Source organism: Microcoleus vaginatus FACHB-2002 (assembly GCF_040004035.1).
Lineage (GTDB): Bacteria > Cyanobacteriota > Cyanobacteriia > Cyanobacteriales > Microcoleaceae > Microcoleus > Microcoleus vaginatus_C.
The window spans coordinates 222,091-233,815 of record NZ_JAMPLN010000004.1 but is presented as its reverse complement, the minus strand read 5'-3'; the positions used below and the strand labels follow the sequence as shown (position 1 = coordinate 233,815).

Below are 11,725 nucleotides of genomic sequence, written 5' to 3'. Positions count from 1 at the left end.
CAATGAAAGACTCTCAAATGCAGCGCGGACAGCAATGGTTAGAAGAATTGCTACAACTGTCCGCAATTCCTTCAAAAGTGGTATGCGAACAACAAAAAGATTGCTATTGGATGACAATAGATGAAAGCAATCTGACTCGAGAACAAGTTGCAATCTTAGTCGGGCCAAACGGTAATGTCATAGATGCCATTCAGTACCTCTGTAACACGGTTCAGAATATAGGTCAGGAAGTAGAGGAGTCAATTCCTTATACAGTTGAACTAAATGGCTATCGCATCCGCCGCCAAGAGGAATTGCGCTCGATGGCTGAGTACGCAGCAGATCAAGCCCGATCGACAGGAGTTGAAGTTGAAATAAAATCGCTGTCTTCGGCAGAACGCCGTCAAGTCCACAGCTTTTTGAGCGAATGTGAGGATATAGAAACTTACAGTCAAGGACAAGAACCCGATCGGCGTTTGGTAGTGCGAGTGCGCTGACGCTAAAGAAGGAAGAAGGAAGAAGGAAGAAGGAAGAAGTTAAAAATTAACTATTCCTTTTGACCTTTGAATTCAAGAAGTAGGAAGGCAAAAGATTATGGAGACAATTTATATCCCTCATCTACTCACAAAAAGTGAGCGTAAAGAGGTCATTGATTTTGAAGAATTTATCCCCGATTTAGAAACTCTTACTCCGGTGCGGGGGCGACTGCAAGTGGCTCACCAAGGGAATTATCTTGAGGTGAAGGCGAAAGCAGAAACAATTGTTACTCTCACCTGCCACAGATGCTTGAAACAATACAATCATCGTTTGGCCCTCAACTCATCGGAACTAATCTGGCTCGAAGAAACAGCAAATCAAACAGATTCAAGTTCAGCAGAAATAGAAGTTGCTTTAGAAGATTTGGTGGAAAATTTGTCCCCAGGCGGCTATTTCTCTCCGGGCGATTGGGTGTACGAGCAAATGTGTTTGGAACTGCCGCACAAACAGCTATGCGATGCTCAATGTCCGGGAATAGATTTAAATGATGCAGAAGAGACAAAAAGCTCAGAAGCTGCATCGGACAGTCGCTGGGCGTCTCTGGCAGCACTTAAACGCCAATTGCCTTCGTCGGTTGACCAATAACTAATGACTATTTTTAGCGACGAGTTTGAACTACTGCTGCGATCGCGCTACCCCCTAATTTACATTCCCACACGGGAAGAAGAGCGCGTAGAAGCGGCGATCGCCCAAAGTGCCAAAAAACAAGGTTCTCGCGCCGTCTACATCTGGGATTTTGTGGACGGCTACCAAGGCAATCCCAACGATGCCGGTTTTGGCAAGCGCAACCCGCTGCAAGCTTTGGAATTTCTCGAAAAATTGCCCGCCTCCGCGCCGGCAATTTTTATTCTGCGCGACTTTCAGCGGTTTTTGGAAGATGTCTCGATTTCCCGCAAGCTGCGGAATTTGGCCAGACTCCTCAAATCTGTGCCCAAAAATATTGTCATCGTATCTCCTCTAATTTCGATCCCGGAAGACCTCAGCGAAGTGATGACTGTTTTGGAGTTTCCCCTGCCTGCAGCGGCGGAAATCAAAAATGAGGTGGAAAGGCTGTTAGGGGCTACCGGACAAGCTATTGAAGGGCGTTTGCTGGACGAAACAGTGCGCTCCTGTCAAGGGTTGTCGCTCGAACGAATTCGCCGAGTTTTGGCAAAGGCGATCGCCACTAGAGGCGAACTCCATCCCGACGACGCGGAACTGATTTTAGAAGAAAAGCGCCAAACAATTCGCCAAACTCAAATTCTGGATTTTTACCCAGCCCGCGAAAATATATCCGATATCGGTGGCTTGGACAATCTCAAAGAATGGCTGCTGCGACGGGGCGGTGCTTTTACCGAACGAGCCCGCCAATACGGGTTGCCGCATCCCAGAGGTTTGTTGTTAGTCGGAATTCAAGGAACCGGAAAATCCTTAACAGCAAAGGCGATCGCCCACCACTGGCATTTGCCTTTACTGCGGTTGGATGTCGGGCGCTTGTTTGCCGGATTAGTCGGGGAATCAGAATCCCGCACCAGGCAAATGATTCAGCTAGCGGAAGCTTTGGCCCCCTGCGTGCTGTGGATTGACGAGATTGACAAAGCTTTTGCGGGATTAGACGGTAAAGGGGATTCCGGGACAACCAGCCGCGTGTTCGGGACTTTTATTACTTGGTTGGCAGAAAAAACTTCGCCGGTGTTTGTAGTCGCAACAGCCAACAACATCCAGTCTTTGCCGCCAGAAATGCTGAGAAAAGGCAGGTTTGACGAAATATTTTTTGTGGGTTTGCCCAGCCAGGAGGAACGGCGGGCGATTTTTGAGGTACATTTGTTGCGGTTGCGATCGCACAGCATCAAAAATTACGATTTAGAGCGCTTGGCTTACGAAACTCCCGATTTTTCAGGGGCCGAAATCGAGCAAACTTTGATTGAAGCAATGCACATTGGGTTTAGCCAAAATCGAGACTTTACCACAGATGATATTTTAGAATCAGCTAGTCAGATGGTGCCTTTAGCCAGAACGGCTCAAGAACAAATCCAGTTTCTCCAAGATTGGGCCGCTGCTGGGAAAGCTCGCCTTGCTTCTAGATACGGCAGTCTGAGCCGCCGGATTCAAGGTTAAGCTTTTGAAGTCAGTAGTCAGTAGTTAGTAACCAGTTGTCAGTTGGCAGTTACCAGATTTTACTCAACATTCAGCAGTCAACCTTCTTCCCTCAACCTTCTTCCCTCAACCTTCTTCCCTCTTCCTTCTGCCTTCTGCCTTCTGCCTTCTGCCTTCTGCCTTACATCCGTTACATCCGTTACAGAATCCGTTGCCGAACTTCCTTCTTCCTTCATTTGCGGTTTTATGAACAGTGTATATAGCGTTTTCAAATTTTTAGTGGGTTTTCTGCTCGCGATCGTCCTGATGGCAGGTGCTAGCGTGGCTGCTGCACTTTACTTTGCCGCTAAGCTAACTACTGTGCCCGAAAAACCTGTTTTTTCCAACGACAAAACACCAGCTCAGGTTGCGGGCGCTGCGCCGAAGTCAACAGCCCAGGCTAGCCCTGTTTCTACATCTAGCGATGCCCCGTCTCCCAAACCGCTGGAACCGGGAGCTTACCGCGCGATGGTGACTCAGCCGATCGGCTTAATTCTCCGCGATACTGGTAGCCGAGACTCGAACCGCATTGGCGGTGTTGGTTACAAGGAAAGAGTGGTAGTTTTGGAAGAGTCGCCCGACAAAGAGTGGCAGCGAATTCGGATTGAGGATGGCAATCGCGAAGGTTGGGTCAAAGGCGGCAATACTGAAAGAATTGAGGGCGAATAAAACTTAGATAGTAATTAGACAACAAATATACTCATCTCATTGTGAGGGCACCGAAGCAATCGCAGTGTGAAAATTGTTCACCAACGCCGGGTTTTTTCCTGTCTATTGTTGCCAATAGCGAGATACACATTTATCACAAAAAGTCAAGTTAAATTTATTTTCGATATTTGAGATTGCAGTTTGATCCGCTGAGACTGCGGGTGCGAGCGACCCTGCAAAATCCTGAATTTGACATAAAAGCCCAGCAGACAAAAGGTTTCAACAGCTAAAACTCAACAGAAAAACTCGAAAATACATAATCCTAACTTATGTTATTCAGGAGAGTATGTTAAGAAACTTAGCAAAATTTTAAGGTTAGTTACAAAACCCAGGCTGTTGTCCCTGGCGCACAGGCCAGAGTGGTAGCTTGGATTACAAGATGTAAGTTTTCAGCTTAACAGCTACCAACAATAAAAAATATGTACGACAAACGTCCCGATCGAGATTTGGCGACTGCTGCTGTTACTGCGGCTTTGGGAGCTGGGGTCGTTACCTCTTTTGCGGTTAGCAGAGGGCAAAACCCGCTGGTAGCCATCGCAATTACTGTTTTTGCAGCGGGAGTAGCTGTAATTTGCGATCGGTTCGGCTTAATTTAAGCGATCGTCTATTTTTTAATACAAAGTCAACTTATCAAAAAATCCCTGTCCTATTTGCAACTAGCAAGGGTGGGGATTTTTAGTGGCTAGTTTTTTGGTTAATCAGCGGTAGTTTCCTAGACGCACTCGCCACATGAAGAAGCCGCTTTTCTTAACAAAAAACCTGCGATTTCAGGCTCTTTACCCGACAACAAATTAAGGTGATGAGAACCTGCGCGCAAGTCTTGTGGTAATTTCTGCGGCAGCCAGATAAAATATTAGCCAGCACTACCCCAGAACTTATTGTCTTGTCGCCTTAAAGGCTAAGACTATGCCTGCAAACTTTTTTGCTGAGTCTCGCGCCTCTAGAAGCAGCGATGCTATCTTGGTTATTACCTGTAATTATTATTGACGGTAAATTTTTTAGAAAAACGGGTGCTTCGCGCTTTCCAGGTAGAACTTAGCGTTGATAGAATCCAAGCCAAGCGTGCCAAAAATGATTTTTGGCAGTTTGCTCACACAACCCATCGACAATTTCACACTGAAAAATTATGGAATCTCTTGCTTACCTCGAACTTGCTCTTGTTTGCGAAGCACCCGCCGAGTCGAAAATTTTTGATGAGCCCAAGTGGCAAAACCTATCGAGTCAGACTTATGTCGGTTTGCTGTCTCTGGCTTTGATGCTTTCGGTTTTGAGTGCAGCCGGTTCGGCTTTTGCTCAAATAGATCCGGGATATCCAAATGTGCGCTCTGTTCAAGACAGGTTGCGGGAACTCGGTTATTTTCCCAGATCATCGACAGGTCAACTCGGCCCGGTTACTCAACAAGCGCTGACTAACTTTCAGCGAGACTATCAACTGTCGCTGACTGGTAGGCCCGATCGAGCTACTGTGATAGCACTCAACAGTTTGGCCGGGGACGATCGACCTTTTAATACTATTTATACAAATTATCGGGAGCTGCGTTTTGGAGACGCGGGTGCAGGTGTTTCTGCTCTCCAGCGCAGGTTGAAGCAGCTAGGCTACTTCAGCGCGCATCCCACAGGGAGTTTTCGCGAAGTTACTCAAAATGCGGTGAGATACTTCCAGCGAATTAATCGACTGCGGGTAACTGGAATTGCCGATAGGCAAACTTTAGCTTTGCTGTTTGGGTCCACCCGCCCGGTTCCCCCCGTTACGCTTCCAGGGAATATTTCGGGAAATGGCGGTTGCAAGGGGCTGCGGTTCGGGGACAGAGGGGCGACGGTAGACTTGATCCAGCGGCAATTAAAAGCTTTGGGTTATTTTGAAGGCGGCGTTGACGGCAAGTTTCGCGAACGCACTCTCTACGCTGTGACTCGTTTTCAGCAAGATTACAATCTGGTTTCTGACGGCTGCGCTGATACTGCTACTTTGACTGCTATCGACGCCCAGATGAGGCAAGCTGAAATTACCTCATGGACTGAGGAAGATGACCAACAGAGTAATGCCGGAGATTTTCTGGAGTTGGGCGACAGAGGCCGAGAAGTAGAATTTGTCCAGCGGCGGCTGCAAGAATTGGGTTATTACAGGAGCCAGATTCACGGTTGGTTCGATCGACCAACTCAAGCAGCTTTGATCCGTTTTCAGAGAGATAGCGGGATGTTCGGGACTGGAAGAGTCGATCGCAGCACTCGATCGGCTTTGCGGCAAGGCAACAGGCAGGCTGCAGCGCCTGTGCCGCAAATTGCCGCTGGTCTGCGACGGGGCGATACTGGGCCGGCTGTCCGACAACTTCAGTCTTCCCTCAGAAGTCTGGGCAAAAACCCCGGCCCGGTGAACGGAGTATTTGGAGGCGAGACCGAGTTTGCGGTGCTGTCGTTTCAGCAGGAACGCAATTTGTCACCGGCGACGGGTATTGCCACTCCGGCGACTTTGGCTGCGCTCCAAAACGGATTAGCTGGCCGGGTAGCTGTTCGTGCTGTTCCAATTAGCAGCAGTTTCAACTGTCGATCAAGCATTCAGCAATTACAAAGGCGGCTGCAAGACCTCGGCTTTTACACAGGCTCGATCAGCGGAGTTTTTGATACCCCGACGAGAGACGCCCTCGATCGAGCTCAGCGCAGTTACGGAGTCAGCAGCGACGATTTGTTGAGCCAAACTTTTTAGCCCCACGCTTGCGGACGCTACATCAAAGAAATCGGGTTTCTGGTTTCCGACTCATTCCTGAAATGATGTATTTTTCTTAAGAAACCCGGTTTCTGCGTAACAGTGATCGCACTTGGGCTACAGATTTTTGTTAAAACTTGTAACAAGCCGTACTTGAAATGCGAAAATAGTGTACTGTCACTCGATTGAATCCGGGGCGCTGCTGCCGTTTTGGGCGATCGACCTCGGACAAGACCAATTGCTGGAAACCAAAGACGGCCATCCCATCCGCAAAGCTTCGTGGCACACCGTATGAATGGTTAGCTGGCAGTCTAGCAGGTGCAACCCAGACTTTTCAGCTTGCTTCATGCCAATTTTCAAAATCGAATCGTTGTTAAATTCGATCGTTCTGTTGCACTGAACGCAGACTAGGTGGTGGTGGTGATGCGGGTAAGGCTGGTTTATTTCATAGTGTTTGTGACCTTCTGCTAGTTCGAGTTCGCGGAGGAGGCTCATCCTTGCCATTAACTTTAAAGTTCGGTAAATGGTGGACAAGCTAATGTTTTCTCCGCGATTTTTTAACAAAGTGTACAAATCCTCCGCACTCAGGTGATTTCCTTTGGGGAGGTTCTGAAACACGTGCAAGATGGTTTCCCGTTGGGGAGTCATCCGCCAGCCTTTGTCATTGAGCTCGGATTTGAATGAGGACGCGGTATAAAGTGCCATAGTGACCCTCTCAAGAAAGTCTGCCTATTGACAATAATACACAACGATCGAGATATTTTGCAAATATCGCAGCTTATTGAAAAAAGATTGAGGAAAAAATTTGGTTTTTGATATTTTTTGACTTTTAACAAGCTTTATGACTTGCTGCAGAGGACAGAGAAGTGGTTTAGAAGTAAATATTGTTACTTCTGCCGAATGCCTCATGCCTTCTGCACAAGTGCCAAATGCCTTGCTCCCTGATTAATCGCGCTGACTGACCGGCCAAATTTAAGTCAGAGACTCCAGATAGTCGCGGACGCGGTTGCGACGCTTAGGTTGGCGGAGTTTTTGCAAAGCTTTGGCTTCAATTTGGCGGACCCGCTCGCGGGACAAGTCGAGGGCACGACCGATTTCTGCCAGCGAATAGGGGTGTCCGTCACCCAAACCAAAGCGCATCAGAATTACATCTCGCTCGCGGCTGGTCAAATCTGCCAGGAGTTGCTGCAAGTCGCGGTGCAGAGCTTCTCGCATCAGCATTTCTTCTGGGGAGATGCTGTCGGTTTCGAGCAAGTCGCCCAACTCTGTATCTTTTTCGTTGCCCACTTTAGTTTCCAAAGAAACAGAACGGGGGACTCGCAGCAAAACTTCTCGGACTTGGGGCGCCGTCATGTCCAACTCGACAGCGATATCTTCGATCGTAGCTGTCCGACCTTTTTCTTGAGAAATTTTGCGCTGGGCTTTTTTGATTTTGTTAAGTTTTTCGGTGATGTGGACGGGGAGGCGAATAGTGCGGCTTTGAGTGGCGATAGCCCGCGTAATTCCCTGCCGAATCCACCAGTAGGCATAGGTGCTAAACCGATAGCCCCGCGTCGGGTCAAACTTTTCTACAGCTCGCTCCAGTCCCAGAGTACCTTCTTGTATTAAGTCGAGCAATTCTAAACCGCGATTTTGATATTTTTTCGCCACCGAAACCACGAGGCGCAGGTTCGCCTTAATCATGTGGTCTTTAGCTTCGACGCCTTCAGCTTGAACTCTTTCGATCGTCTCGACCGTCATCTCGGCTAACTCGGCCCACTGGCGCTTGCCTTCGGACATAATTCGCTTGAGTTCTGGCACGTCACCGACACCGGCGGTTAATGCCCAGCGTTCCAGGGAAGGTTTATGTCCCAACTGTGCGGATAACCGATCGCGCACTTCTATTAAATGCACGAAGCGCCCAATTAGCCCTTCTTCCTGGGAGGCGACGGTGTTGCGTAATTCCAGCAATTTGATATAGCGCTGAACTTTTTGAGCTTCCGAGACTTCTTCGTCTCTACCCAAGAGACGAACCCGACCTATTTCTTGGAGGTACAGGCGCACTAAATCTGTAGTGCGACGGCTGGCATTTTTTTGCAATTTGGCTGCTGGGTCTGCATCTTCTGTCTCTGCTGGGTCTTGGTCGAGCAGTTCGTCTCCAGCTTCTTCAGCATCTTCATCCAACACATCACCTTGCAAGGGATTGACTCGCAGTTGTTCGTCGAATTCAGCTTCAGCGTAAAAAGAGGTGGCTGGCATAGTGATTTTCTCAGTGGCTCCGGTGAAAAGATGCTACGCTTAGCGGTTATTTATAATTAAGATGCCCATTTGGTTAAGACGAAGCATCACCGCTTTGTGTTTCTTTAGTAACTTTTCTGACTTTTCTGCTGTTGTTCGATCGCACTTTTGCTGCCCCACTTGTTTTACCAAGATTCTGGAAAACGCTAAGAACTTTCTGATGTAACAGGTTGAAGGCCCGAAAAGTGTGTTGTACTTCTTTGTTTATGTAGCTAGTATAGATAGTGACTGGCTAGAAACAAGTGACGTTAGTCAGAAGTTAAGTTAATCTTCATCACCAATAAGCTGGTTCCCGATCACTTCGGAAAATTAGCCATTTTTTTAATAAAACTTTATATAACTCGGCGCTCTTGATTAAATACGCTGCAGTGAGCGCAGAAGTTTAATCCATTACAGAATATGGGTTTCAGAGTTGCTAGAGTCCGCAGTAGCGAGTTATTGGCTGACGCAAAAACCGGGTTTCTTTCTCAAATTTCTGGATTAAAACCTAGAAGTTTGAGGAAGAAACCCGGTTTCTGGATCTCTTTTGCGTAAGTCGCGACTTTGAGGCGACGATCGACCGATAATTGTTTTGCTGTTGGCTGCTGCTTCCGGCTTAAGATGACGCCCAGAACACCAGCATCTGAAACCGGATTTTTTGCCCTGGGCCTGCATATCAAGCGCAAGTTTTTCCTCGCTGTTACCCGGTTGATCTGGTTTTAGTGAGAATGGTGCGATCCTCTTCGAGGGCTTCGCTAACGGGCGCGAGTCAACTCAAATTAAAATTGCTAGCGTGGGTAAAGTTTCATCAGTTCCCTCACCTGTTCGGCGTGATAGGAACTGCGAGTTAAGGGAGAAGCGACAACTTGCAAGAATCCCAAAGATTCGCCAAACTTTCTCCAAGCATCAAACTGTTCTGGAGGCACAAAGTTTTCTACGTTTAAATGCTTTTGAGTCGGTTGCAGGTACTGTCCAACTGTTAAAATATCGCAGCCGACAGCCCGTAAGTCCTGCATCGCCTCCCGAATTTCGGCGTCTGTTTCTCCGAGCCCTACCATGATGCCGGATTTGGTGTAAACCCCAGGTGCGAGTTCGCGGCTTCGCTGCAATAGTTCCAAGGTGCGATCGTACTTTCCTTGCGGCCGCACCTTGCGGTAAAGTCGCTTTACGGTTTCGGTATTGTGGTTGAGTACCTCTGGCCGGGCTGCGAGAATAATTTCTAAGGCTTGCCAGTTGCCGCACAAGTCGGGAATCAAAACTTCTATAGTTGTGTCCGGCATCGCCGATCGCACTGCTTGAATGCACTCAACAAACTGAGACGCGCCCCCATCCGGCAAATCGTCCCGGTTGACAGAGGTAATCACGACGTGGTTGAGTTTGAGCCGCTGCACCGCTTGCGCCAATCTTTGGGGTTCTGTGGGATCTAAAGGTTGGGGCTTTTTCTCAAAATCGATGTCGCAGTAAGGACAAGCGCGGGTACAAGCCGGGCCCATAATCAAAAATGTCGCAGTACCTGCGTTGAAGCATTCGCCGATGTTCGGACACGACGCCTCCTCGCAAACCGTATTCAGGGATAAATCCCGCAAAATTTCTTTGACGTTGCCGACGCGCTCCCACTGGGGGGCTTTAACTCGCAACCACTGGGGCTTAACTGTCACGTCTGTCTCCGCCTGAGTAGTATTTTACAAATCATTATATACGAGGTTGCTAAATTTTAACTTGAATGTGATAAGCTGAAAATATAGTGACTAATTTCGGGATGTAGCGCAGCTTGGTAGCGCACCTCGTTCGGGACGAGGGGGTCGCAGGTTCAAATCCTGTCATCCCGATTATAAAATTAAATTGGATATGACCCAGCCAGTGAGTGTGTTTTTGGCGATCGTCCGGGTGTGTATATTTTTAGTACGCATAAATTAGTCGATCGGGCGATTCCCTAGGGGATAGCTGCGCTTCACGGGCTTGTTAATTCGCCTTGGCTAAAAAATTAACTGTAGCGACTGTTTTGACAAAGGGAATTAGAGAAGAAGGCGTAAAGAATCACAGCAGCAGTAGAGAGTAGCCAACAAGTCTTTGCCTTCTCCCTCTGTGAGGATTTGGGACTGTGTTTAATCACACCTACTTGCTCAATGCTGAAAACTTTGACCAAGGTTTAAAACCGGAGCTCAGTATAAATACTGCAAGAATTCTTAAATACAAGTTCATCACGATTTATATCTTGAGATAGATGAATTAATAGGTGAATGAGCTTATAATAAAAGTTAATTGTTAGCGTGTCTTAAATTAACCCAAAACCGGAGGATATTCCAATGCAAATAAGTGGCAAAGCCTTCGGCTCATGCTCTCGCTGCGAAACAGTACCCGCAAAAATAGAGGGCAGCGGAGGTCTATACCTGTGGTTTCCCGTATATCATACGCTGACCAAGGTTATTTCTGCACTCGCTAAGGCTAAACTTGAATTCAAGCTTTTAGAAGAGAGCAAGTGTTTGTACGTTATCCTTGAGGGAATAGCGAGAGAAAATTTTAACGCTCTAGCATCATCGGTGCTGACAACTCAAGAGTTGAAAGAGACAAAAGTTTTGTGGATGCGCGAAGTTGAACAGCCCAAACTTAGCGATTTTTATCGCAGCACTTCCTTAGACTCTTTTATTAATTTGAGTAACTCTGAGTGGCTGTTAGATTTATTGTCCGAAGAACGCATTACTACACATTTTCAGCCCATTGTTTATACCTCAGATACTTCTAAAATTTTTGCCCACGAAGCGCTGCTCCGAGGAATTGACGAGCAAGGAAAGTTAATTTATCCCGGTCGGATTTTTTCCCAAGCAGAATCAGCAGGCCTAATTTTTCAATTAGATGTTTTAGCCCGGACTCGCGCTATCCGCGAAGCCCATGTTTACGATATTAAAGAACTACTTTTTATTAATTTTTCTCCGACTTCAGTTTACGATCCCGCTACGTGTCTGCGAAGAACTGTACAGGCTATTGATGAAGCGGGAATTCCTCACAGCAATATTGTTTTTGAAGTAGCGGAATCTCAGCACCCTCCTGATATCGATCACTTGATTAAGATTCTGAGGTTTTACCGAGAGGCGGGATTTTTAATTGCCCTGGACGATTTTGGCAGCGGTTCTTCTAATTTAAATTTGATGCACCAACTGCGTCCCGATTTTATTAAGTTGGATATGCAATTGATTCGCAATGTCCATCAAGATTATTATAAGGCACTCATTACGGAAAAGATGTTAGAAATTGCCGCTCAATTAGATATTAAAACTGTTGCTGAAGGTGTGGAAACTTTGGAGGAGTTTGAGTGGGTGCGGGAACGGGGAGCAACTTTTGTTCAAGGTTATTTGATTGCGAAGCCGACTTCTCCGCCGATCGCAGTTACGAGCTATATTGGTGCTGAACCACTACCTCTTTCTGCTTAAA

10 protein-coding genes, 1 tRNA gene and 1 pseudogene are annotated in these 11,725 nt (G+C 47.3%); 8 read left to right on the top strand and 4 right to left on the bottom strand.

Going from position 1 to position 11,725, the window contains the following annotated elements; genetic code table 11:
• The first annotated feature begins 2 nt into the window (after positions 1-2).
• The 3 genes from NDI35_RS05470 (at position 3) to NDI35_RS05460 (ending at position 2,613) form a co-directional block, all read left to right on the top strand.
• The gene (locus NDI35_RS05470; RefSeq protein WP_445311823.1) at positions 3-476 is read left to right on the top strand and encodes a Jag family protein; all 474 of its coding nucleotides are present in this window, start codon (positions 3-5) and stop codon (positions 474-476) included.
• Between the two features lie 97 nt (positions 477-573).
• Positions 574-1,101, top strand: coding sequence for a YceD family protein (locus tag NDI35_RS05465; protein WP_445311822.1), 528 nt, complete (start codon positions 574-576; stop codon positions 1,099-1,101).
• A 3-nt stretch (positions 1,102-1,104) separates the two neighbouring features.
• Positions 1,105-2,613 carry a Ycf46 family AAA ATPase gene (locus NDI35_RS05460; RefSeq protein ID WP_445311821.1) on the top strand — a complete coding sequence of 503 codons (1,509 nt, stop codon included), beginning with the start codon at positions 1,105-1,107 and terminating at the stop codon, positions 2,611-2,613.
• A gap of 77 nt (positions 2,614-2,690) precedes the next feature.
• On the opposite strand, the gene NDI35_RS05455 is transcribed toward NDI35_RS05460, so the two are convergent.
• Positions 2,691-2,828 carry a hypothetical protein gene (locus tag NDI35_RS05455; RefSeq protein WP_445311820.1) on the bottom strand — a complete coding sequence of 46 codons (138 nt, stop codon included), beginning with the start codon at positions 2,826-2,828 and terminating at the stop codon, positions 2,691-2,693.
• 10 nt (positions 2,829-2,838) lie between these two features.
• Between NDI35_RS05455 and NDI35_RS05450 the strand changes: the two genes are divergently transcribed.
• From NDI35_RS05450 to NDI35_RS05440, 3 genes are all read left to right on the top strand, one after another.
• Positions 2,839-3,300 carry an SH3 domain-containing protein gene (locus NDI35_RS05450; RefSeq protein ID WP_242724389.1) on the top strand — a complete coding sequence of 154 codons (462 nt, stop codon included), beginning with the start codon at positions 2,839-2,841 and terminating at the stop codon, positions 3,298-3,300.
• Between the two features lie 458 nt (positions 3,301-3,758).
• Positions 3,759-3,935, top strand: a complete 177-nt coding sequence (locus NDI35_RS05445) for a hypothetical protein (RefSeq protein WP_006632312.1) — start codon at positions 3,759-3,761, stop codon at positions 3,933-3,935.
• Positions 3,936-4,465: 530 nt separating this feature from the next.
• On the top strand, positions 4,466-6,040 hold the full coding sequence (locus NDI35_RS05440; protein ID WP_445311819.1) for a peptidoglycan-binding domain-containing protein: 1,575 nt from the start codon (positions 4,466-4,468) through the stop codon (positions 6,038-6,040).
• A 177-nt stretch (positions 6,041-6,217) separates the two neighbouring features.
• On the opposite strand, the gene NDI35_RS05435 is transcribed toward NDI35_RS05440, so the two are convergent.
• The 3 genes and pseudogenes from NDI35_RS05435 to lipA form a co-directional block, all read right to left on the bottom strand.
• Positions 6,218-6,745: a ferric uptake regulation protein gene (locus NDI35_RS05435; protein WP_006632310.1), complete on the bottom strand. Its 528-nt coding sequence runs from the start codon at positions 6,743-6,745 to the stop codon at positions 6,218-6,220.
• A gap of 267 nt (positions 6,746-7,012) precedes the next feature.
• Complete coding sequence (sigC, locus tag NDI35_RS05430; RefSeq protein ID WP_445311818.1) at positions 7,013-8,278, bottom strand: RNA polymerase sigma factor SigC; 1,266 nt, start codon at positions 8,276-8,278, stop codon at positions 7,013-7,015.
• Positions 8,279-9,084: 806 nt separating this feature from the next.
• Positions 9,085-9,960, bottom strand: a pseudogene (gene lipA / locus NDI35_RS05425) (lipoyl synthase); the annotation flags it as partial.
• A gap of 91 nt (positions 9,961-10,051) precedes the next feature.
• Between lipA and NDI35_RS05420 the strand changes: the two are divergent.
• Positions 10,052-10,125 (top strand) — tRNA-Pro (locus NDI35_RS05420).
• A 477-nt stretch (positions 10,126-10,602) separates the two neighbouring features.
• Complete coding sequence (locus NDI35_RS05415) at positions 10,603-11,724, top strand: EAL domain-containing protein (protein ID WP_445311817.1); 1,122 nt, start codon at positions 10,603-10,605, stop codon at positions 11,722-11,724.
• The last annotated feature ends 1 nt before the right edge of the window (position 11,725 follow it).